Origin of the sequence: Microbulbifer sp. MLAF003 (genome assembly GCF_030012965.1) — a bacterium.
Lineage (GTDB): Bacteria > Pseudomonadota > Gammaproteobacteria > Pseudomonadales > Cellvibrionaceae > Microbulbifer > Microbulbifer variabilis.
The window spans coordinates 4,235,350-4,256,287 of sequence record NZ_CP120232.1 but is presented as its reverse complement, the minus strand read 5'-3'; the positions used below and the strand labels follow the sequence as shown (position 1 = coordinate 4,256,287).

General features: G+C 53.0%; 20 protein-coding genes. 11 read left to right on the top strand and 9 right to left on the bottom strand.

What is annotated here, in order from left to right:
- Nucleotides 1–15 precede the first annotated feature (15 nt).
- Together fabB and fabA are read right to left on the bottom strand one after the other, a co-directional pair.
- Entirely contained in the window at nucleotides 16–1,239 is a 1,224-nt protein-coding gene (gene fabB, locus P3339_RS20330) for a beta-ketoacyl-ACP synthase I (RefSeq protein ID WP_020411422.1), read from the bottom strand.
- 68 nt (nucleotides 1,240–1,307) lie between these two features.
- Nucleotides 1,308–1,832 carry a 3-hydroxyacyl-[acyl-carrier-protein] dehydratase FabA gene (gene fabA, locus P3339_RS20325; protein WP_020411423.1) on the bottom strand — a complete coding sequence of 175 codons (525 nt, stop codon included), beginning with the start codon at nucleotides 1,830–1,832 and terminating at the stop codon, nucleotides 1,308–1,310.
- 274 nt (nucleotides 1,833–2,106) lie between these two features.
- Between fabA and galU the strand changes: the two genes are divergently transcribed.
- Both galU and P3339_RS20315 read left to right on the top strand, forming a co-directional pair.
- Complete coding sequence (gene galU / locus P3339_RS20320) at nucleotides 2,107–2,955, top strand: UTP--glucose-1-phosphate uridylyltransferase GalU (protein ID WP_020411424.1); 849 nt, start codon at nucleotides 2,107–2,109, stop codon at nucleotides 2,953–2,955.
- Nucleotides 2,956–4,305 carry a phosphohexomutase domain-containing protein gene (locus P3339_RS20315; protein WP_282951731.1) on the top strand — a complete coding sequence of 450 codons (1,350 nt, stop codon included), beginning with the start codon at nucleotides 2,956–2,958 and terminating at the stop codon, nucleotides 4,303–4,305.
- A 1,005-nt stretch (nucleotides 4,306–5,310) separates the two neighbouring features.
- On the opposite strand, the gene P3339_RS20310 is transcribed toward P3339_RS20315, so the two are convergent.
- On the bottom strand, nucleotides 5,311–6,273 hold the full coding sequence (locus tag P3339_RS20310; protein ID WP_282951730.1) for a polyprenyl synthetase family protein: 963 nt from the start codon (nucleotides 6,271–6,273) through the stop codon (nucleotides 5,311–5,313).
- A gap of 252 nt (nucleotides 6,274–6,525) precedes the next feature.
- On the opposite strand from P3339_RS20310, the gene rplU reads away from it, so the two are divergent.
- The 4 genes from rplU (at nucleotide 6,526) to proB (ending at nucleotide 9,759) form a co-directional block, all read left to right on the top strand.
- The gene (rplU, locus tag P3339_RS20305; RefSeq protein WP_020411427.1) at nucleotides 6,526–6,837 is read left to right on the top strand and encodes a 50S ribosomal protein L21; all 312 of its coding nucleotides are present in this window, start codon (nucleotides 6,526–6,528) and stop codon (nucleotides 6,835–6,837) included.
- 17 nt (nucleotides 6,838–6,854) lie between these two features.
- Complete coding sequence (gene rpmA, locus P3339_RS20300) at nucleotides 6,855–7,112, top strand: 50S ribosomal protein L27 (protein ID WP_020411428.1); 258 nt, start codon at nucleotides 6,855–6,857, stop codon at nucleotides 7,110–7,112.
- Nucleotides 7,113–7,304: 192 nt separating this feature from the next.
- Nucleotides 7,305–8,510 carry an Obg family GTPase CgtA gene (gene cgtA, locus P3339_RS20295; RefSeq protein ID WP_282951729.1) on the top strand — a complete coding sequence of 402 codons (1,206 nt, stop codon included), beginning with the start codon at nucleotides 7,305–7,307 and terminating at the stop codon, nucleotides 8,508–8,510.
- Nucleotides 8,511–8,622: 112 nt separating this feature from the next.
- Entirely contained in the window at nucleotides 8,623–9,759 is a 1,137-nt protein-coding gene (gene proB, locus P3339_RS20290; RefSeq protein WP_282951728.1) for a glutamate 5-kinase, read from the top strand.
- Nucleotides 9,760–9,824: 65 nt separating this feature from the next.
- On the opposite strand, the gene rpsT is transcribed toward proB, so the two are convergent.
- The 6 genes from rpsT to P3339_RS20260 all read right to left on the bottom strand — a co-directional run bounded on the left by rpsT (nucleotide 9,825) and on the right by P3339_RS20260 (nucleotide 14,201).
- On the bottom strand, nucleotides 9,825–10,091 hold the full coding sequence (gene rpsT, locus P3339_RS20285) for a 30S ribosomal protein S20 (protein WP_020411431.1): 267 nt from the start codon (nucleotides 10,089–10,091) through the stop codon (nucleotides 9,825–9,827).
- 143 nt (nucleotides 10,092–10,234) lie between these two features.
- Nucleotides 10,235–11,473: an ATP-binding protein gene (locus tag P3339_RS20280; RefSeq protein ID WP_282951727.1), complete on the bottom strand. Its 1,239-nt coding sequence runs from the start codon at nucleotides 11,471–11,473 to the stop codon at nucleotides 10,235–10,237.
- A 5-nt stretch (nucleotides 11,474–11,478) separates the two neighbouring features.
- Nucleotides 11,479–12,267: a DOMON domain-containing protein gene (locus tag P3339_RS20275; RefSeq protein WP_282951726.1), complete on the bottom strand. Its 789-nt coding sequence runs from the start codon at nucleotides 12,265–12,267 to the stop codon at nucleotides 11,479–11,481.
- Between the two features lie 41 nt (nucleotides 12,268–12,308).
- On the bottom strand, nucleotides 12,309–12,998 hold the full coding sequence (pdsR, locus tag P3339_RS20270; protein ID WP_020411433.1) for a proteobacterial dedicated sortase system response regulator: 690 nt from the start codon (nucleotides 12,996–12,998) through the stop codon (nucleotides 12,309–12,311).
- A 218-nt stretch (nucleotides 12,999–13,216) separates the two neighbouring features.
- Nucleotides 13,217–13,903 (bottom strand): OmpA family protein, encoded by a 687-nt coding sequence (locus tag P3339_RS20265; protein WP_020411435.1) that lies wholly within the window; start codon nucleotides 13,901–13,903, stop codon nucleotides 13,217–13,219.
- Nucleotides 13,904–14,063: 160 nt separating this feature from the next.
- On the bottom strand, nucleotides 14,064–14,201 hold the full coding sequence (locus P3339_RS20260) for a hypothetical protein (protein WP_157533299.1): 138 nt from the start codon (nucleotides 14,199–14,201) through the stop codon (nucleotides 14,064–14,066).
- Between the two features lie 175 nt (nucleotides 14,202–14,376).
- Between P3339_RS20260 and murJ the strand changes: the two genes are divergently transcribed.
- The 5 genes from murJ to fkpB are packed head-to-tail and all read left to right on the top strand — an operon-like array spanning nucleotide 14,377 to nucleotide 20,893.
- Nucleotides 14,377–15,987 (top strand): murein biosynthesis integral membrane protein MurJ, encoded by a 1,611-nt coding sequence (gene murJ / locus P3339_RS20255; RefSeq protein ID WP_020411437.1) that lies wholly within the window; start codon nucleotides 14,377–14,379, stop codon nucleotides 15,985–15,987.
- Between the two features lie 37 nt (nucleotides 15,988–16,024).
- Nucleotides 16,025–17,089: a bifunctional riboflavin kinase/FAD synthetase gene (gene ribF / locus P3339_RS20250; RefSeq protein ID WP_282951725.1), complete on the top strand. Its 1,065-nt coding sequence runs from the start codon at nucleotides 16,025–16,027 to the stop codon at nucleotides 17,087–17,089.
- A gap of 33 nt (nucleotides 17,090–17,122) precedes the next feature.
- Nucleotides 17,123–19,927: an isoleucine--tRNA ligase gene (gene ileS / locus P3339_RS20245; protein WP_282951724.1), complete on the top strand. Its 2,805-nt coding sequence runs from the start codon at nucleotides 17,123–17,125 to the stop codon at nucleotides 19,925–19,927.
- Nucleotides 19,920–20,456 carry a signal peptidase II gene (lspA, locus tag P3339_RS20240; RefSeq protein ID WP_282951723.1) on the top strand — a complete coding sequence of 179 codons (537 nt, stop codon included), beginning with the start codon at nucleotides 19,920–19,922 and terminating at the stop codon, nucleotides 20,454–20,456. The genes ileS and lspA overlap by 8 nt, the downstream gene beginning before the upstream one ends.
- The gene (gene fkpB, locus P3339_RS20235; RefSeq protein WP_020411441.1) at nucleotides 20,453–20,893 is read left to right on the top strand and encodes an FKBP-type peptidyl-prolyl cis-trans isomerase; all 441 of its coding nucleotides are present in this window, start codon (nucleotides 20,453–20,455) and stop codon (nucleotides 20,891–20,893) included. The genes lspA and fkpB overlap by 4 nt, the downstream gene beginning before the upstream one ends.
- Nucleotides 20,894–20,938 lie beyond the last annotated feature (45 nt).

Below are 20,938 nucleotides of genomic sequence, written 5' to 3'. Positions count from 1 at the left end.
GGCGCCTTTTTTTGTTTAGATCTTGTCGAATACTAGGCAGGCGTTAGTACCACCAAATCCAAAACTATTAGACATGGCCCGCTTGATCTCACTGTCGCGAACTTCGGTCACCAGATCCATACCCACAGCTGCAGGGTCCAGATTCTCTACATTGGCAGATGCAGCGATAAAGTTGTTTTGCATCATCAGTAGACTGTAAATCGCCTCTTGTACGCCAGCGGCGCCGAGGGAGTGGCCTGTAAGGGACTTGGTAGAGGCAAATGCTGGAACTGTGTCACCAAAGACTTCACGCATAGCCTTCAATTCAGCCACGTCTCCAACTGGGGTTGAGGTGCCGTGGGTATTAATGTAATCCACGTTACCTCTCAGTCCTTTGCCGTCCATTCCCGCTAACGCTTGTTGCATACAGCGGGTTGCACCCTCACCACTGGGGGCGACCATATCGTAACCATCAGAGGTTGCGCCGTAGCCGGTCAGCTCGGCATAGATGGTGGCTCCACGGGCTACAGCGTGCTCCATTTCTTCCAATATCAGGCAGCCGCCGCCACCGGCGATAACGAAGCCATCCCGGTCGGCATCGTAGGGACGTGAGGCCTTCGTTGGGGTATCGTTATATTTGCTCGATAGGGCGCCCATTGCATCAAAAAGGTGAGTCAAACTCCAGGCTAGCTCCTCACCACCACCTGCAAAGACAATGTCCTGCTTACCCATCTGGATCAGCTCGGCTCCATTCCCTATACAGTGCGCACTGGTGGCACAAGCGGAAGAAATGCTGTAGTTCACTCCCTTGATCTTGAATGGGGTGGCTAAACAAGCGGAAACGGTACTGTTCATTACCTGAGGCACCCGGTAGGCGCCCACGCGCCTTACGCCCTTTTCCTTGAGGGTATGGGCCGCATCAATAATTTGCTGGGTGGATGTGCCGCCTGAGCCCATCACAATACCTGTGCGCGGGTTGGATATCTGATCCTCCTGCAGGCCTGACATATCAATGGCCTCTTGCATGGCTATATATGCGTAGGCGGCTGCATCACCCATAAAGCGGAGCTGCTTTCTATCGATATGTTCCTTGAAGTCGATATCGACCTGGCCCGCTACCTGGCTGCGCAGGCCGAGCTCCCGGTACTCCTCCTGAAAGCGGATTCCGCTGCGTCCTTCTCTCAACGAGGCGGTGACTTCTTTTGTATTGGTGCCGATACAGGATGTAATACCCATTCCGGTAATGACTACCCGACGCATAGTGGTCTCCAGCATAGCTTGTCGGTAGAGGACTACATGATTTCTACCGACAATGGTTTACGGTGTGTTTAAAAATTATCGGTACGGGTAAATAAGCCTACGCGAAGATCCTTAGCTGTGTAAATTTCACGGCCGTCTACAGCAACGGTACCATCGCCAATTCCCATAACAAGCCTGCGCTCAACAATACGGCTCATCTGGATGTGATAGGTGACTTTCTTGCTGGTGGGCAAAATCTGACCGGTAAATTTGACCTCGCCACAGCCGAGTGCGCGACCGCGCCCGGGGTTACCTTTCCAGGCCAAAAAGTAGCCGAGTAGCTGCCACATTGCATCTAACCCGAGACAACCGGGCATTACCGGATCGCCTGGAAAGTGACAATCGAAAAACCAAAGGTCGGGGTGAATGTCCAGTTCCGCAATCAGTTCTCCCTTACCGAAGGCTCCGCCTTCCTTTGAGATATGTGTGATGCGATCCAGCATCAGCATATTGGGAGCGGGCAGTTGTGCATTGCCAGGGCCAAACATCTCGCCCCGGGAGCAGGTCAGTAGCTCCTCTCTGCTATAGGTGCTTTTTTGAACAAAATTACTCATTTTTTCCCCGTTGGTGGGTGGTTACGCAATCCATACTGGGCGTTTTTGTAAGAGCGGGCATTCTAAGGGCTCTGTGTCGCTTGTCTAGTCGGTCAGGGCTGTTTTTGTGACTGGCGCTGGAATTGCTTTCACAATCTTAGAGCATTCAGTAGTAGATTTTATGGTCCAATAAGGGATTTTAGCGTCATTATCTGTAAGTGAATGACCCTAACAACTATGATAAGTTGCCGGCCAAGCACTGGGTGCGCTCGTTTCAAAATTATGGGGGAGCATAATGCTCAAGAAATGTTTATTCCCGGTTGCCGGTTACGGCACCCGCTTCTTACCTGCTACGAAAGCCATGCCCAAAGAGATGCTGCCTCTGGTGAATAAGCCACTGGTGCAGTATGGCGTAGAGGAAGCGATAGAAGCCGGGCTGACGGAAATCGGCTTTGTCACTGGTCGGGGCAAGCGCGCCATCGAAGATCATTTCGACACCAATTTTGAGTTGGAACACCAGATAGCGGGTACTGGTAAGGAACGATACCTTGATTCCGTTCGCAAAGTCATTGATAGCGCCAGTTTTTCCTATACGCGCCAGGGAGAAATGCGCGGTTTGGGGGACGCAATTCTTCAGGGGCGCCGCTTGGTAGGGGACGAACCATTCGCTGTAGTGCTGGCAGATGACCTGTGCCTGAATGAGGAGTTAGGCGTACTTGCGCAGATGGTGCAGTTATACAAGCAGTTTCGCTGCAGTATTGTTGCTGTCGAAGAGGTGCCTACTGAACATATCCACAAATTTGGTGTGATTGCGGGCAATGAGATCAAGCCCGGTTTGTACCAGGTTACCGATATGGTGGAAAAGCCGACGGCCGAAGAGGCGCCAAGCAATAATGCGATTATTGGTCGCTATATTCTGACTCCAGATATCTTTGACCTGATACGCGATACTCCTCCCGGCAAGAATGGAGAGGTACAGATTACCGATGCGCTGCTAGCCCAGGCCCGTCAGGGCTGCGTTTTGGCCTACGCATTTAAGGGGCGCCGATTTGATTGTGGTTCGGTTGAAGGCTTTATCGAAGCTACGAACCATGTCTATGAGAATGTTTACCTGCCCAAGCAGGCTGCCCAGGAGAAGAAGTAAGTGGCTGAGCTTACCTGTTTTAAGGCCTATGATTTACGCGGTCGTGTGCCGGAAGAGTTAAATCCAGATGTTGCGTATCGTGTGGGGCGTGCTTTTGCCCAATTCCTCGGAGCGCGACGGGTTGTAGTTGGGCATGATATTCGTTTGACCAGCCCTGAACTGACCGATGCTCTGGCGAATGGTTTACGCGATGCCGGTGCTGACGTATTTCATATTGGCGAGTGTGGCACTGAAGAAGTTTATTTTGCCACTTCCCATGGGGATTTTGATGGCGGCATCTGTGTAACCGCGAGTCATAACCCTATGGATTACAATGGTATGAAATTTGTCCGTGCAGGAAGTAGTCCAATTAGTGGCGATACTGGTCTGTTGGATATCAAGCGATTGGCAGAGCAAAATAACTTTGCCTCAGCACCAAGGCGAGGTGATCTATATCGCTTTGAACACCGTGTCGATTTTGTAAAACATTTGCTGTCTTATATCGATAGCACGGCTTTGAAGCCACTCAAGCTAGTGGTAAATGCTGGTAATGGCGGCGCTGGTGCAGTGGTTGATGCCTTGGCACCGCATCTGCCATTTGAATTTGTACGAGTACACCATCAGCCGGATGGTAACTTCCCCAATGGTATTCCCAATCCAATTTTGCCGGAAAACCGTGCAGCGACTGCGGAAGCTGTGAGAGAGTGTGGTGCCGATTTCGGGATTGCCTGGGATGGCGATTTCGACCGCTGTTTCTTCTTCGATGAAAAAGGTGAATTTATCGAAGGTTATTATGTGGTAGGCCTGCTTGCAGAGGCATTTTTGCTCAAAAATGATGGTGCGAAAATTGTTCATGATCCACGCCTGCTGTGGAATACCGAGGACATTGTCCATGCAGCTGGCGGGGAGCCCGTGCAGAGCAAGACCGGTCATGCATTTATCAAAGAGCGCATGCGTAAAGAAGACGCTATCTATGGCGGTGAAATGAGTGCGCACCACTATTTCCGTGACTTTGCTTACTGTGACAGCGGTATGATCCCCTGGCTTTTAGTGGCAGAGCTGGTAAGTCGCAGTGGTAAATCTTTGTCTCAGTTGGTGAGTGAGCGTATGGCTGCTTTCCCCTGTTCTGGGGAAATTAATTCTAAGGTGAACGATGCCGCTGAATTACTAAAAATGGCCGAAGCAAAGTATGCTCCGGGAGCTGAGAGCGTTGAGCATGTAGATGGCTTGAGTGTGGCTTATCCCGATTGGCGCTTTAACTTGCGTATGTCCAATACCGAGCCCGTAGTACGCTTAAATGTTGAGTCCCGTGGGAATGAGGCGCTAATGCGTGAAAAAACTCAAGAGCTTCTTGATTTAATTCGCGCTTGAAAAAGATAGAGTAAATACAGTAGTTAAAATTTAAGAGACCTGTTTAAGGTCAGTCAAAAATTTGGCTGGCCTTCCCTGCCTAAATTAATAATATAATTACTAGTAAATAAAATTTCATATTTTAATCTGTTGTCCCGTAAGTCTAAAGCGGGCGGATATTTCTGGTAATAGAGTTTTGCATGGTATTTAAATATTGTGCATAAATTTTCCACCGTTCATGGACGCATGCAACAATTGCTGTCGCATAGACCAAATATTCATACTGATGCCTGTTCAATTTGAACCGTCCAAATGACCTTCTGACTTTACCAAAAAACCAAAGCTTCCTTTGTTGATTACAACTGTATCCAGTATTTTTTTGCAGCTATAGGGTCCTTAGTATACATAGAGGAATATTGTGTATTTGCAAAATTAAAAATTCCAGCTTATTGCTGCAAGGATTGTTGTCATGCAGGAATTTGTAATCCACTACGTATGATGAAGTTAATTCACCTCTAGTGATCACAAGGTTATTTTGTGGGAATATTTCAGGTGCTAATCTAAATTGATATAGGGCAGTGGATGGCCTCATAATTTTTCTTCTGGGTATTTTCCATTGGAGGAAACTTTGAAGCTGTTTTCCTTCAAACTGATGGTGCTAAAGTTTCGTTTGGTATTTATGGGCCAAAAATAATAAATGCCTAAATCTTTGATATGGCTAAGTTTTTGGTCCTGCTTATTTAATTTTTCGGATAAGTAGTGCAATAGCTTGGCTACAAATGGCGGTGTTGCATTTATAGGGAAGTAACCTGGCTCGATTTTTGTAAAACTGTGATTAAGAGTTATAGAGGCTGCAATTTGGAGGATGACTCTTTAATTCGCAACGTATTGTTACAAATATTGCCCACCTTGTAAGTGAGGGGAGTGCACTCAGGTATGGGGAGTACTTATGTTCCTGGAGGCGTATTTGAGTGATAGGGCCACTAACTAATATAGTTGGTGGCCCGGCTGCTGTAGCTAAAAGTGCTATACGCTTCTCTCTACGGCAAAGCTGGCCAGTTGTTGCAGAGCCAGCTTTTGTTCGCAGTTGGGTAGGAACTCCAGCTGCTCTTTAGCGTTGTTAACAGTGGCACGTGCACGCTCCATGGTGTAGTCCAGGGCGCCGCAGGCTTCAATCGCGTCGACTATCTCGGATAGTTTTTCCGCGCTGCGTTGCTCTATCGCTTCTTTTACCAATTGGGCCTGATCTTTGCTGCCATTGGCCATGGTATAGATTAGTGGCAGGGTTGGTTTGCCCTCCGCCAGGTCGTCACCTACATTTTTCCCAAGTTCTTCTGGGTTGCCACGATAGTCGAGAGCATCATCCACAAGTTGGAAGGCAAGGCCCAAGTGGCGGCCATAGAGTTTCAGGGCCGTTTGTTCCCCGTTGGTGCAGTTAGCCATTACGGCGGCAGTTTCACAGGCGGCTTCAAACAGGGCGCCGGTCTTTTTGTGGATAACCGTAAAGTAATTGTCCTCGCCCACCGCGGGATCACCAGCATTTACCAGCTGCTGAACCTCACCCTCAGCAATAGTATTGGTGGTGTCGGAGAGGATTGCCATGATATCCATATCCCTGAGGGCTACCATCATCTGGAAGGCGCGGGAATAGAGGAAGTCCCCCACTAGCACGCTAGGAGCATTGCCCCATTTTGCGTTAGCTGTGAGGCGGCCACGACGCATGTCGGATGTGTCCACCACATCATCGTGCAGTAATGTGGCGGTATGGATGAACTCGATGATAGTCGCGAGGTCAATGTGGCTCTCCCCCTTATAACCACAGGCACGTGCACAGAGAAGCACCAGAAGAGGGCGCAAGCGCTTGCCGCCGGCTTCGACCAGATAGTGCCCTATGTTTTCCACCAGAGGAACGTCCGAGTGCAGTTGATCGAGAATGCGCTGGTTGACCGCGGCAAAGTCTTCGGCGGCGACCCGGTGAAAAGGCAGCATGTGAGAGTTCCTTATACGACTAGACTGGCGCCCCCCGGGGCCCGGGCAGCAAAGGGGCGCTATTGTATCAACCCGACGAATTGATTAGAATCTGCGCCCCGTCAATTGCGGGCTTCATGTGGCTATTCAGCTACTTTGGGGTCGTTTGGCGAATATAGATGTTAAACAACACGGCGCAAGCTCCCGAAATGCGGAGCAGTGACTCAATAGTCCTCCCGCTGCTTCGTGTCGTCCATATCGGAGCATAGAAATATGTACGCTGTTTTTGAGAGCGGTGGTAAGCAACACCGTGTAGAAGAGGGCGAAGTTCTTCGCCTGGAAAAGCTGGAAGTAGCTACCGGCGAAACCATTGATTTCGACAAAGTGCTGATGGTCGTTAATGGCGACAAGATTAACATCGGCGCCCCCGTTGTAGAGGGCGCTAAAGTATCGGCTGAAGTAGTGAGCCACGGCCGCGGCGAGAAGGTGAAAATCATCAAATTCCGTCGTCGCAAGCACTCCATGAAGCGCCAAGGCCACCGTCAGTGGTATACCGAAGTCAAAATCACTGGCATTAAGGCATAACAGAGGAGTAACGACTCATGGCACATAAGAAAGCTGGCGGTAGTACGCGAAATGGTCGCGATTCCGAGAGTAAACGCCTGGGCGTGAAGCGCTTTGGCGGCCAGTCTGTAGCAGCAGGCAATATCATCGTTCGTCAGCGTGGCACCAAATTCCACGCAGGTATTAACGTTGGTATGGGCAAAGACCACACCCTGTTCGCCACTGCGGACGGCGTTGTGAAGTTTGAAGTTAAGGGCCCCAACAACCGCAAGTTTGTTTCTATCGAAACTGCTTAAGCGGTCATTAGCCCAAGCTTCATAAAAAGCCCCGCTATTGCGGGGCTTTTTTGTTGGAAAAGTCGCAGAAAAGCGGCGACGGGAAGTTAGGGTGGCAGGTGCCCACAGGGGGCGGCTTGTCGGCTGGTATGATGATAGGGGTGCGCGGATGCGCGTACCGGATAAGGCAACCGCTATAGCGGTGGAGAGATTATGAAGTTTGTCGATGAGGCGCCCATCGTTGTCCAGGCAGGTAAAGGCGGTAACGGTTGCTTGAGCTTCCGTCGGGAGAAGTTTGTAGAAAAAGGAGGCCCGGATGGCGGTGATGGCGGCGATGGCGGTTCCGTTTACCTGGAAGCCGATGATTCCCTCAATACCCTGGTAGATTACCGCTATCAACCTCGCTATGCAGCTGAAAGTGGACAGCCGGGCCGCGGGCGCAACTGTACGGGGGCCAAGGGAGAAGACCTAGTGCTGAAAGTCCCCGTGGGAACCACTGTGATTGATGTGGATAGTGGCGAAGCGGTCGGCGACATGACTGAGGCCGGCGAGCGCCTTCTGGTTGCCCAGGGCGGCTTTCACGGTCTGGGTAATACTCGCTTTAAGTCCAGTACCAACCGCGCTCCCAGGCAGACAACAAATGGTACTGAAGGGGAGGTGTGCAGTCTCAAGCTGGAGCTGAAGGTTCTCGCCGATGTAGGCATGCTTGGACTCCCCAATGCGGGTAAATCCACCTTTATTCGTGCAGTTTCCGCAGCCAAGCCCAAAGTGGCCAACTATCCCTTTACTACCCTGGTGCCTAACCTCGGTGTGGTACAGGTGCAGAAGCACCGAAGCTTCGTGATTGCCGATATTCCCGGCCTGATTGAGGGGGCAGCAGAGGGGGCGGGTCTTGGAATTCGCTTCCTCAAGCACTTGACCCGCTGTCGTGTGCTGTTGCACTTGGTGGATTTGGCACCATTTGATGGTTCTGATCCGGTGGAAAATGCCCGAGCTATTGAGCATGAGCTCTCCAGCTTCAGTAAGACACTGGCTGGACGTGAACGCTGGTTAGTACTGAACAAAACTGACTTGGTACCGGCGATAGAACTGGAGGAGCGTTGCCAGGCAATTGTAGATGCGCTGGGTTGGACCGGTCCTGTTTTCCGTGTGGCAGCAATCCGCAAAGAGGGCACTGATATCCTCAGTGGTCGTCTAATGGATTACCTCGAGGAGCGTCAGGAAGATGAGGACCGTGACCCTGAGTTGGCGCAGGCAGAACTGGAGTCTCAGCGCCAGATGCAGCGTGAGGCCCGTGAGCGTATTGAGGAGTTGCGTGAGAGCCATAGGGCTAAGCGCAAGGCAGCCAGGGAGCATGTGGATGATGATGAGGATTGGGATGACGATGAACACGATGTCGATATTGAGTATCGCCCCTGAGTTATCTCATTTGGCAAAGTCCCTCCTGAGCTGCCCCAGGTTCTAATTATTGTGGGCTTCTGAATAATAAAAATGGTTTAAATGACCCTTAGGGGCGATATCCAGGGGGAGCATGGGCTCTAATTCAGATTCCCGTCGTGAGCTGGCGAATAGCCAGCGCTGGGTTGTCAAGATTGGTAGTGCCCTTTTGACCGATAACGGTCGAGGTGTAAATAGCGTGGCTATCTCTGCCTGGGTTGAGCAGATAGCCGAACTGCGACAGCGTGGTATTGAGGTGGTACTTGTATCTTCTGGCGCCGTCGCTGCAGGTATGGATCGTTTAGGTTGGGGGCGAAGACCGGAGTCTATTCATCAGTTGCAGGCCGCTGCGGCGGTGGGGCAAAGCCATTTGGTGCAGGTTTATGAGCAGGCTTTTGGGCGCTTTGATTTACGCAGTGCACAGATTCTGCTGGACCATGATGACCTTTCCAACCGTACCCGCTACCTCAATGCACGTAGCACCCTGAAAACCCTGCTTTCTTTGGGTGCCGTGCCCATTGTCAACGAAAACGATACGGTCGTCACCGATGAGATTCGTTTTGGTGATAACGATACGCTTGCTGCACTAGTCGCCAATCTAGTGGAGGCTGATACGCTGCTGATTCTGACGGATGCGGATGGGCTGTTTACTGAGGACCCCCGTGATAATCCCCAGGCGGAATTAATCGAGAAGGCCTCTGCCCTGGATCCTAGCTTGCTGGCTATGGCGGGGGGTTCGCGCAGTGGGCTTGGGCGCGGTGGCATGACTACCAAGGTGCGCGCTGCGCAATTGGCGGCTCGCTCCGGTGCCTGTACCGTGATAGCTGGTGGGGCACAGGAAAAAGTAATCATGCGTACATGGGCAGGGGAGTCTCTGGGTACCCTATTGTTGCCAGACGCTGATCCTTTAACAGCTCGCAAACGCTGGCTCGCCGGCCAACTGCAGGTGCGCGGTACCCTGGTGCTCGACAGCGGGGCGGAAAAAGCTCTTTGTGAGAGTGGCGGCAGCTTACTGGCGGTGGGGGTGACTGAAGTGGAAGGGCGTTTCCAGCGGGGGGATCTGGTTTCCTGTCGCAGTGGTGAAGGGCGGGAAGTTGCCCGCGGGCTGGTCAATTACGATAGCAGTGAGAGTGCCAGGATTCTTGGTCGCGCATCGGAGAAGTTTGTTGAGTTGCTCGGTTACCGCGATGATGATGAGTTAATTCACCGGGATAATCTGATCTTGCTTTAGAGTTAAATGACAGATACAAAAAAGCCCCACAATGCGGGGCTTTTTTGTATCTGTTGCCTAAAGAATTAGGCTGCCAGAGCTTTAACCTGTGCGTTCAGGCGGCTCTTATGGCGAGCGGCTTTATTCTTGTGAATAATGCCTTTGTCTGCCATGCGGTCGATAACAGGCACCGCTTCTGCATATGCAGTTTTTGCTTTTTCAGCGTCGCCTGCATCGATGGCCGCAACTACCTTCTTGATGTAGGTGCGCACCATGGAGCGCAGACTGGCGTTATGCATGCGGCGCTTGTCGTTTTGGCGCGCGCGTTTCTTCGCTTGAGGTGAGTTGGCCACCGGTTGCTCCTGTCTGGAATCTGTAAATCTGTAACTAACAGGCCCTGGGGCCCGATCGGGACGCGACATTATCCCCACAGTTGGTTGTTTGTCAACCATAGCCGGTTGCGTCTTGTGGATATGGCTAGAAACTCTGGTATGTGTCAGCGGTTTGGTAGCTTAAGGCTGAACTCTACGCCGCTGTTATCGGTGCGGTTGCGAGCCTGCAAGCGACCGCAATGATAGTCAGCGATTAGCTTGGCGATATGTAATCCGAGACCAAGGTGGCCTGCATTATCACCATCCTTGCGCACAGACACGAGGGAATCGAATAGTTTGTGCGCATAGCCGCTGGGTAGCAGTGGGCCATCATTGCTCACCGTGATCAGATAACTGTCATCATATGTGTGAGCGGACAAGTGGATATCACTGCCTTCCGGGGCGAAGCTACAGGCATTGTCTACCAGTTTGTCCAGTAGTTGCGCAAGTAACTCCGGGGCGCCGTGACAGTGTAACTCTCCCGGGGGCTTATCCAGCGTGAAGTGGTGTTTAGGGTGAGCATCGCCATAACACTGGACCATAACTTCAAGGAGGTCGGCGAGATCAAACGTTTCGCGCTCAGCTTGATGGATACTGGCCTCGAGGTTGCTCGCGGCAGAGAGGCTGTTGAGGATGCTGGAAAGGCGTTCACTGCCGTCTAATGCGCGCTCAGCGTAGCGGCGGCTGTGGGAATCCAGTTCGCCAGCAGTAAGGTTATCCAGGGAAGAGCGAACTACAGCCAGGGGTGTGCGCAGCTCATGTGAGAGCTTGCTGGCTAATGTGCGCAGGTACTGATGATATTGGTCCAGTTCACCGAGCAGGCTGGCAAAGGCGCGATTTAGGGCGCCCAGCTCATCGCTGGCCTTTGAATGAGGGAAGTTACCGCGCAACTTGCCGCTTGCGTCTACGGCGTGGCGTGCGGCGCGGTTCAGTTTGCGTATACGCCAGGATAGCCAGCTGGCATAGCCAAGTAGAAACATCAATGCAGTGGCTGCGGCAGCACAGCTAATCAGCCAAAGCCGGTGGGCAGCGCCCTCTGTCATGGACTGTATGGCTTCGCCGGATTGAAGCACCAATACCCGACCTAGCATTGGCCGCTCGATTACTTCGTCGGCTCGAGTGACAACCGGGACGCTGACAACACCAATGCGTGACTGTAGGGGACCGCCAAACCACTGCTCTTCGGTATCGCGGTTAGGTGCATGACTCAATGGCAACCTATCCACAGGTAGTGGCGGTAAAGTTTCCCGCGCCAATAACTTGCGGTAAATCCAGCTGCGCAACCAGGGAGTGGTGGTTACCTTCTCGGAGGGCTCTGGCTGCAGCTGCCCGCTGCTTGCGAGAAGGAATCCTTCGTTATCCACTACGGCTAGGCGCAGACTCGGGCGGGCAAAATGATCCAGCTCGGCCTGTAGTTGAGGCAGGGGGCTGTCAGGCGACCGGGCTGTCCATCGGAGGGCAATGTGCTGGAACTGCGAACAGGCGCTACACCGTCACTGCGGTTGCGATCCAGGATGCGAATTGAAAGGCCTCCCTGAGTTAGATCGTAGGGAAGGGTTAATTCGAGCTGGTAGCCATCAGGAGAGGAGGTCCAGCGTCCGCGCAGGCGCAGCTCACGTTCGTATCGCCCCTCTCTTGGATTATGCCACATGGCGCTTGTGGTGCCCCGGCTTGCCACTGGCAATATGTAATGCCGGCCACCAGTGAATAGTTCGACAGTATCACCACCGGCCAGCAGGCCGGTTCGGGGGTCGCGGTAAGCCGGCGTGGAGTCACTGACAGTCAGAAGCATGAAAACCTGTTCGCTATATTGCCCGAAGGTTACCTGTGCCAGCGGGTTAAGCTTTTCGTCGAGTAGCTCTCTGGGTTTCAGGCCCAAGGGGCGCCAGTCATCGCCATAGCCATCGACCATAGGGGGCTGTGAAAGCGGGTTTAGGTAGAGTTGAGCGCCAGGAGGGCGAGCGTGGCGCAGGGGATCAGGGGCAATCAACTGCGGTGCACTGGCTAAACGGGCGGCAATTGCCGCGGCGGTCGCTTCTAGTGCCTGTAACTGTCCCTGCGCCAGGGCCGCATCCACTTGGCGCAGATACTGGCAGCCGGCCCATGGAAGGGCCAGGGCGACAAGGCTGACAAGCAGGAGTTGGCGGCGAAGCTTCATGGGCGGTGCTCTTTAAATCTTATGCGCCGAGGCCAAAATTATTAAAGTTGCCAGCGATAACCCATACCGTAGGCAGTGCCAATGGAGTTGAACTCTCCGTCCAGGGTCTGGAACTTGCGGCGAATACGCTTCACATGAGACGTGATGGTGTTGTCATCCAGAACCACTCGCGCAGCTTCCATAAGTTGGTTGCGCGACTTGACGTGCCCGGGTCTCTTAGCCAGTGCATGGACTATCCAGAATTCAGTAACGGTCAGGTCTACTGGCTGTCCATCCCAGTGGCAGTGAAGCCTGGATATATCCAGATCCAATTTACCTTGGGTCAGGCTCTCCCCTTGATCACCTTGGTCTCGCAGAACACTCACCCGGCGTAGCAGCGCGTTGATGCGTGCCTGCATGTGCGGCAGAGAAATATCCTTGGTCAGGTAATCGTCGGCACCGAGGCGCAGCCCGGAGATAATATCCAGCTCCGAATCTCTGGCTGTAAGAAACAGGATTGGCAGGCTAGGTGCCATGGCTCGTAACTCGCGGCACAGTTCGAACCCACCCTCCACTTCGCTGCCTAGGCCGACATCGATCACAGCGAGGTCCGGCAAACGCTGGCGAAAGGCATCCATAGCCTCAGCTCTCGCACTATAGAGATCGACCCGATAACCGCTGCGGCGCAGAGCGTCGCGATAATTTTCGGCGATAACGCGTTCGTCTTCGACAATGGCGATAGTTGCACTCATGGCTGATTCCGGCTGCTTCCTTTTTATGGTTGAGAATCATGCACGAAATTGCGGGTTATTGGCAAAAAGGCGGGCGCAGATCGCCCGCAAACACAACAGGGTTTCTTTGGAGGGGGGCAGGTGAGCGTATTTGTAATCCGCCCACCTGATACCAGTGCATTTTATATCTTGACTTACGATAGCGGATTTACAGTCCGCTAGGGCCCGCCGATGCAGGTTCAGAAACTGCCGGCAACAGATTCCGGCATAGAGAAACGGATGTCTACCCGGCGTTCCATCGCATAGGCATCTACATCGCCGCGAGTCGCCTGGGAATAAGTGGAACCCATAGCGCGGCGATTTATACGGGAGGCGTCGATACCCAGAGATACCAGAGCCTGTTCCACACTCAGGGCGCGCTGGTCTGACAGCACGTTGTTGTAGCCATCACTACCCCGAGGGTCGGCATGGCCCTCCAGTTGAATTTGCAGGTGCGGGTGGCGCTTGAGGAAATCGGCCATGGCACCCAATTGTTGGAGTTGGCCCTCCTGAAGCTCGTCTTCTCCGGTGGTAAACAGCATTTGGAATTGGAGGGAATCCAGTGCCAGTTGGCTGGCATCGTTCGCGGACAGTCGAGCCGCATCCAATTGCTGTGCCAGGTTGCTGAGCCCTGCACGGCTCTCTGTCAGTTGTGTTGCCAGCATATCTGCCTCGTCTGCTTGCTTGATCTGCTCGCCGAGCCAAGCCCCGCCGAGTGCTCCAGCGATAAATCCAACCGGTCCACCAACGGCTGCGCCGGCAACCGCTGCTGAAGTAAAGACCGTGGCCTGTTTGGCCGGGGTCAGATTTGATTCATTGTGTTCCTTTGCCTGGGCACCGGAAGCGATCAGGGAAGTCAGGGCTGCTACCAATAACGCTTTTTTCATTGCTTTTCTCCTTGGGGGCTTTTTTCTTACTCGTTGGGGTCGGGGTGTTCCCGGCCCGTTTGAGTGTTATTAAAAAGCCTCATGGAGGCGCTGGCGTGGCGCTGCAGTGGCAAACTGCAGAGCAAATATGGCGAAATGTGGCAGGTGGCCAAATGGCCAGTTACAGCAGGCGACGGTAGCGCCGGTCGCGAGGTGAATCCACTCGAACTCGGACTCGCCGGGGACGGGGACCGCGCATCACTGCTATATAGAGCACAATCGCCAGTGCCAGAGCAATAATTAAAGCGTTAATGGTCATCCTTTATCTCCCCGCGCCACCTGATCCGTGGGACGCGTGACTAGCTCATTGCTAGTATAGGCTCGCAGGCACTATGTCGTAGGGCCGCGGACTCCTCCTGATCTTCCAAAGTTACTGTTGAATTGCGGTAGACTTGCCGTCCAAATGATCCTACCTATTGCCAGGAGTTGAAGTTTTGTCCCAGCAGCCCCCTGTTCAGCAGCAACCCGTTGAAAAATCTGGCGCCTCGCGGCTGCTGCGTGGTAGCTCAGTGGTTGGCGCTGCGACAATGCTGTCACGGATTGCCGGTCTGGCGCGGGATATGGCTCTGGCCCGCTTTGCTGGGGCGGGAGATGCCGCCGATGCCTTCTTTGTCGCTTTCAAAATTCCCAACTTCTTTCGTCGCCTGTTTGCTGAGGGGGCATTTGCCCAGGCGTTTGTGCCAGTACTAGCTGAATACCGCCAAAAAGGGGGAGTAGCGGCGGCAAGGGAGCTGAACGATAGGGTTGCCGGTGCTCTGGGTGGAGTGCTGCTGCTAGTGACCCTGTTTGGGGTGCTGTTCGCGCCAATAGTGACGGGTATTTTTGCTTTTGGTTGGTGGTGGGACGGCAGTGAACGGGAGAAGTTCGATCTAGCTGCAGATATGTTACAGATTACTTTTCCCTACCTGATGCTGATTTCCCTCGCCGGATTTACCGGCGCAATCCTGAATACCTTTGACCGTTTTGCGATTCCAGCACTGACTCCGGTAATGTTGAATTTGGTATTGATCGGGGCTGCGACGGTGGCCACTTCCTGGTTTGATCCGCAAATCTTGGCGCTTGCCTGGGGGGTGTTTGTGGCTGGAGTTGTGCAACTACTGTTCCAGTTGCCTTTCTTGGCCCGAGAGGGTTTGCTGCCAAGACCCAAATGGGATTGGAGTCATCCCGGGGTGCGCAAGGTCCTGCGCCTAATGGCTCCGGCCATATTTGGGGTTTCGGTTACCCAGATCAGTTTGGTTTTGGATACACTGCTCGCGTCATTCCTTCCCAGCGGCAGTGTATCCTGGTTGTACTTTTCTGACCGCCTTACAGAATTGCCTCTGGGAGTATTTGGGGTTGCCGTGGCCACGGTGATACTGCCGAATCTCTCGCGTCAGCACAGTGATGGGGACCCTCGCCGTTTTCGACACACCCTCGACTGGGCATTACGCAGCGTCACTCTGATCTCCCTGCCTGCGGCAGTGGCCCTGATTGTACTGGCTGAGCCCTTGCTGACCACGCTGTTCCAATACGGAGAGATGCAACCGCGAGATATGCAGATGGCGGCTTGGTCCCTGCGCGCCTATGCCATGGGGCTCTTGGCCTTTATGTTGATCAAAGTTTTGGCACCCGGCTACTTTGCACGCCAGGATACTTATACTCCAGTTCGTTTTGGGTTAATTGCGATTTCGGCCAAGATGGTTTTGAGCCTCTTATTTGTCATTCCGCTGAATCACTATTTCAAGCTGGGTCATATGGGGCTGGCCCTTGCCACTGCCTGCCAGGCGGCTATTAATGCTTGGCTATTGTACAAGGGGCTGCGCAGGGATGACGTCTATACCCCTGAAGCCGGTTGGGTGGGTTATTTGTTGCGCCTTGTAGTAGCGAATCTGCTCATGGTGGCAGTATTGCTCGGGGTGCTGCATTTCTGGAGCGGTTGGAGTGAGTGGGGTTGGTTTACTAGGGCTTGGCGTATGGGCCTGTTGGTTGCGGCTGGAGGCCTGACTTACCTCCTGGTGCTGCTTGCATCGGGCTTGCGCCCGCGCCATTTCCGCGCGACGAGTTAAGGTCTTCAGGCGTAGATGTCTTTGTCCGGCGGTAAATATGAGCGACCACTGGCCGCCCAGTGGGAATCCGCTATACTGTGCGGCTCGATTTTGTGAGGATGGGAAGATCGTTTTGGCCCAGGAGCGCGAACTAATCCGCGGGTTGCACAACCTGCGCCCCCGCCACCGGGGAAGCGTGGCGACGATCGGCTCGTTCGACGGTGTGCATCTCGGTCACCAGGCAATAATTTCGCAGTTAGGGCAGCGTGCGCTGGAACAAGGTCTGCCCTCAGTGGCGATTATTTTCGAGCCTCAACCCCACGAATTTTTTTCTAGCGATAAAGCCCCCGCGCGACTGATGCGTTTTAAGGAAAAAGTGCTGGCGCTATTCGAGGCTGGTGTCGACCGAGTTCTGTGTCTTCAGTTTAATGAAACCCTGCGCAACCTCAGCGCCGAGGCATTTGTCCGGCGTATACTGCTCGACGGACTGGACATTCGCCACCTGGTAGTTGGCGATGATTTCCGTTTTGGCTGCGATCGCAGTGGCGATTATGTTCTGTTACAAAAAATGGGGGAGCAGCACGGGTTTACCGTTGAAGATACGGCAACCTTGGAAATACGTGGGGCCCGGGTTAGCAGCACCCGCATCCGTGAGGCCCTGCAGCGGGGGGATTTTGAGCTGGCACAGGCACTACTGGGCAAACCCTACCGGATTACCGGCCGGGTTGCCCCAGGTCGCGCCCTGGGACGTCAGTTGGGCGCGCCTACAGCCAATGTCCGCTTGCGCCGCTACCGCTCCCCATTGGTGGGAGTTTATACGGTTCGTACCACTGCCACTGACGGTAGAGATATGGCTTGTGGATATGCGGAACTGGATGGCGTAGCGAACGTAGGCTTCCGCCCGACAGTCGAAGGTGAAGGTGCCAGGCCGCTACTGGAGGTTAACCTGTTCGACTTTAGTGGCGATCTATATGGTCGTGAATTGGCGGTAGAGTTCTGCCATAAATTGCGCGATGAGGAAAAATTTGCCTCTCTGGATATCCTCAAGGCCCGCATTGCCGAGGATATTGATAATGCCAAGTGTTGGTTCGAGCAAAACCCCCGAAAAACTGACAAGAAATAATTTATTTTCTACTAGAGCTGAAGTAGACACCCAATGACTGATTATAAAGCGACCCTGAATTTGCCTGAGACCGACTTTCCCATGCGTGGCAACCTGCCGCAGCGTGAGCCGGCAATTCTGAAAAAATGGCAGGACAATAAGCTCTATGAAAAAATTCGCGAGGCACGTGCCGGGCGTGAACAGTTTATTCTGCACGATGGCCCTCCCTATGCGAATGGTGACATCCATATTGGTCACTCAGTCAACAAAATTCTCAAAGACATTATTATCAAGTCGAAAACCTTGAGTGGTTTTGATGCTCCCTATGTTCCGGGGTGGGATTGTCACGGCCTGCCGATCGAGCACAGGGTAGAGAAAAAAATTGGTAAGGCCGGCACCAAGGTAGACTTTAAGACTTTCCGCCAAAAGTGCCGCGAGTACGCTGCCAAACAGGTGGAAGGGCAGAGGAAAGATTTCATTCGCCTGGGGGTGTTCGGCGAGTGGGATAACCCCTACCGCACTATGGATTTTCAATTTGAGGGCGATATTATCCGCGCCCTCGGACGTGTGGTGAAGAACGGCCATCTGGCACGCGGCTTCAAACCTGTCTACTGGAGTGTTGTGGGTGGCTCAGCCCTGGCAGAAGCGGAAGTGGAATACCAGGATAAAACTTCCTACTCCATTGATGTTTGCTACCCAGTGAGTGAAGAGGCCGCCCTGGCTATTGCGGACGCCGCCGGTGGCCATGCCGGTGACGGTCCATTATCTGTGGTTATCTGGACAACGACACCTTGGACCCTGCCTTCGAGCCAGGCTGTTTCTGTGAATGGTGAGCTGGAATACGTGGTTGTTCAGACTGGCGATCGCCGTCTGCTGGTTGCTGAAGCCCTTCAGGAAACTGTACTGAGCCGTGCCGGTTTGAAGGGTGAGGTGGTTGGTCGTATCCGCGGTGCGGCTCTGGAGCACTTGAAAGTACATCACCCCTTTTACGATAAGTTACTGCCGATCGTCCTTGGTGATCATGTTACAACGGATGCCGGTACCGGCTGTGTACACACGGCACCGGATCACGGGCCGGACGACTTCCAGGTGGGTAAGCGCTATGGTATCGAGACTCTCAATTACATCGATAATAACGGTGTATATCGCGATAGTGTGCCGTTGTTTGCCGGTGAGCATGTCTACAAGGTTGACGATAAAATTGTCGCCCTTCTAAAGGAGCGTGGTGTACTACTACACCAGGATAAATTGGAGCACAGCTATCCGCACTGTTGGCGTACCAAGACCCCACTGATCTACCGCGCGACGCCCCAGTGGTTTATCAGTATGCAGCAAAACGATCTACTGGAGCAGGCACAAAAAGCGGCTGATGACGTGCAGTGGATACCCGGTTGGGGTAAAGCCCGTATAGACGCCATGCTGGACGGTAGCCCGGATTGGTGTATTTCCCGCCAGCGCACCTGGGGTGTGCCGATCGCGTTGTTTGTGAATAAAGAAACCCATGAGCTGCACCCAGATACCCCAGCACTAATGGACAAAGTCGCTGAGAAGGTAGATGTGGCAGGTATGGATGTCTGGTTTGACCTGGATCCCAGTGAACTGCTGGGTGATGACGCCGATCAATATGAGAAAGTGACAGACACTCTCGATGTGTGGTTCGATTCAGGTGTAACTCACTACGCTGTTTTGGAGCGCCGTGAAGGACTGCGTTTCCCTGCTGATCTGTATCTGGAGGGCTCTGACCAGCATCGCGGATGGTTCCAGTCCTCCCTCAAGACCTCTATCGCGATCAACGATTGCGCCCCCTACAAGCAGGTGTTGACTCATGGTTTCACCGTGGATGCCCAGGGACGCAAAATGTCAAAATCTATTGGCAATACCGTTGCGCCCCTGGATGTGATTAACAAGCTGGGTGCTGATGTTCTACGACTGTGGGTGTCGGCCACGGATTTTAGTGGTGAAATGGCTGTCTCCGATGAGATTTTAAAACGCACAGCTGATTCTTATCGCCGTTTGCGCAATACGGCGCGCTTTTTCCTATCCAATCTGGCAGGTTTTGATCCGGCAAAAGATTTACTCCCTGAGGATGAGCTATTGGCTCTGGACCGCTGGGCTCTCGACAAGGCAGCGCGCCTGCAGGATGAGATCCTGGTTGCCTATGACAACTACCAGTTCCACCAGATTTATCAGAAGTTGCATAACTTCTGCGTAGTGGATATGGGCGGTTTCTATCTGGATATCATCAAGGATCGCCAGTACACCACCAAGGAAGACAGTGCCGCGCGCCGCTCTGCTCAAACAGCCCTTTATCATATTGTGCAGGCTTTTGTACGTTGGATAGCCCCTATCCTTAGCTTTACTGCAGAAGAGCTTTGGCAATTCATTCCTGGTGCCAATGCCGATAGCGTATTTATCGAAGAGTGGTACCCATTGCCTAAACTGCCGGCTGAGGCAGGTAAGGGGGCGGATTATTGGGCTGCTATTGCCGAGGTAAAAACAGCGGTTAACAAGGTGCTGGAGGAACAGCGTGGGGCTGGCGCCATAGGTGGGTCCCTGCAGGCAGCGGTGACCCTCTATGCGAGTGATGACCTGCGCGAGAAATTACTGGAGTTGGAGAATGAGCTGCGTTTTGTGCTGATTTGTTCCTCTACTTCGGTTCAGCCTCTCAGTGATGCGGCCGGTGCTGAAGCCACCGAAATGGAGGGTTTAAAGGTTAGCGTAAGTAAGGTTGATCACCCCAAGTGTGCGCGCTGCTGGCATTACCGTGCTGATGTGGGCGGAAACAGTGATTACCCGGATATTTGTGGGCGCTGCGTGGAAAACGTAGCTGGCGAAGGTGAGGTGAGGCACTATGCCTAAGTCCAATCTTCTTCTAGGGCACCCCTGGCGTTGGTATTGGCTGGCGCTGGTGGTGGTGGCTCTGGATGTGGTTACTAAAGTATGGGCTGTGGATATGTTTATGCACGGCCCGGCGATGCAGATAATCCCGGGCTTACTGCAATTTACCTATGCAGAAAACTACGGTGCAGCTTTCAGTTTATTGGCTGACGCTGGAGGTTGGCAACGCTGGTTCTTTGGCATTATCGCTTTGGGCTTTAGTGTTGTGGTTACTATCTGGTTATGGCGACTGCCCTCTAGGAAACGTTGGGAACCCTGTGCCCTGGCGCTGATCCTTGGCGGTGCTCTGGGTAATTTGTGGGACCGTATTTTATTGGGCTATGTGCGAGACTTTATTTCCGTTTATTACGGCAACTGGCACTTCCCAGTATTTAATGTAGCGGATATGGGTATCAGTATCGGCGCGGCCATGCTGGTTATCGAGCTGCTTTTTTTGCGGAAAAAGACAGCGATAAAGCAAAAAATAATGCGGAAATTTAATAAACTATGAGCAATAGCGTTATCGGCGAACATAGCCGGGTAACCCTACATTTCAGCCTGAAGCTGGATGATGGCACCGAAGTGGACTCTACGTTTAAAGGCGATCCTGCTTCCTTTAGCGTTGGGGATGGCAGTCTTCTACCGGGTTTTGAGAAAGCCCTATTTGGCCTCAAGGAAGGCGATGAAGCTGAAATTGAGATTCCACCCGAGTTAGGGTTTGGCCAGCGTAACCCCGCGAATATGCAAAAGGTGCGTCGTGATAGCTTTTCCCCAGATATTGAGCTTGAAGCGGGTTTGGTTGTGTCTTTTGACAATGGCAGTGGTGAACTCCCCGGCGTTATTCGTGAGATTGGTGAAGACGAAGTGACAGTTGATTTTAATCATCCACTGGCAGGACAGACCCTTAATTTCCACGTGAAAATTATTGCGGTGGACTCAATCCAATAAATATTGGGCCGGGTTTCACGCTGAGCTGATTATCTAGAGAGTATT

Excerpts from the sequence above, each read along its gene's own strand:
- cgtA (WP_282951729.1), top strand. The coding sequence starts at position 7,305 with ATGAAGTTTGTCGATGAGGCGCCCATCGTTGTCCAGGCAGGTAAAGGC.
- P3339_RS20310 (WP_282951730.1), bottom strand. The coding sequence starts at position 6,273 with ATGCTGCCTTTTCACCGGGTCGCCGCCGAAGACTTTGCCGCGGTCAAC.
- P3339_RS20265 (WP_020411435.1), bottom strand. The coding sequence starts at position 13,903 with ATGAAAAAAGCGTTATTGGTAGCAGCCCTGACTTCCCTGATCGCTTCC.
- rpmA (WP_020411428.1), top strand. The coding sequence starts at position 6,855 with ATGGCACATAAGAAAGCTGGCGGTAGTACGCGAAATGGTCGCGATTCC.
- ileS (WP_282951724.1), top strand. The coding sequence starts at position 17,123 with ATGACTGATTATAAAGCGACCCTGAATTTGCCTGAGACCGACTTTCCC.
- proB (WP_282951728.1), top strand. The coding sequence starts at position 8,623 with ATGGGCTCTAATTCAGATTCCCGTCGTGAGCTGGCGAATAGCCAGCGC.
- P3339_RS20260 (WP_157533299.1), bottom strand. The coding sequence starts at position 14,201 with ATGACCATTAACGCTTTAATTATTGCTCTGGCACTGGCGATTGTGCTC.
- rplU (WP_020411427.1), top strand. The coding sequence starts at position 6,526 with ATGTACGCTGTTTTTGAGAGCGGTGGTAAGCAACACCGTGTAGAAGAG.
- ribF (WP_282951725.1), top strand. The coding sequence starts at position 16,025 with ATGAGCGACCACTGGCCGCCCAGTGGGAATCCGCTATACTGTGCGGCT.
- galU (WP_020411424.1), top strand. The coding sequence starts at position 2,107 with ATGCTCAAGAAATGTTTATTCCCGGTTGCCGGTTACGGCACCCGCTTC.
- lspA (WP_282951723.1), top strand. The coding sequence starts at position 19,920 with ATGCCTAAGTCCAATCTTCTTCTAGGGCACCCCTGGCGTTGGTATTGG.
- fabB (WP_020411422.1), bottom strand. The coding sequence starts at position 1,239 with ATGCGTCGGGTAGTCATTACCGGAATGGGTATTACATCCTGTATCGGC.
- P3339_RS20275 (WP_282951726.1), bottom strand. The coding sequence starts at position 12,267 with ATGAAGCTTCGCCGCCAACTCCTGCTTGTCAGCCTTGTCGCCCTGGCC.
- pdsR (WP_020411433.1), bottom strand. The coding sequence starts at position 12,998 with ATGAGTGCAACTATCGCCATTGTCGAAGACGAACGCGTTATCGCCGAA.
- fabA (WP_020411423.1), bottom strand. The coding sequence starts at position 1,832 with ATGAGTAATTTTGTTCAAAAAAGCACCTATAGCAGAGAGGAGCTACTG.
- fkpB (WP_020411441.1), top strand. The coding sequence starts at position 20,453 with ATGAGCAATAGCGTTATCGGCGAACATAGCCGGGTAACCCTACATTTC.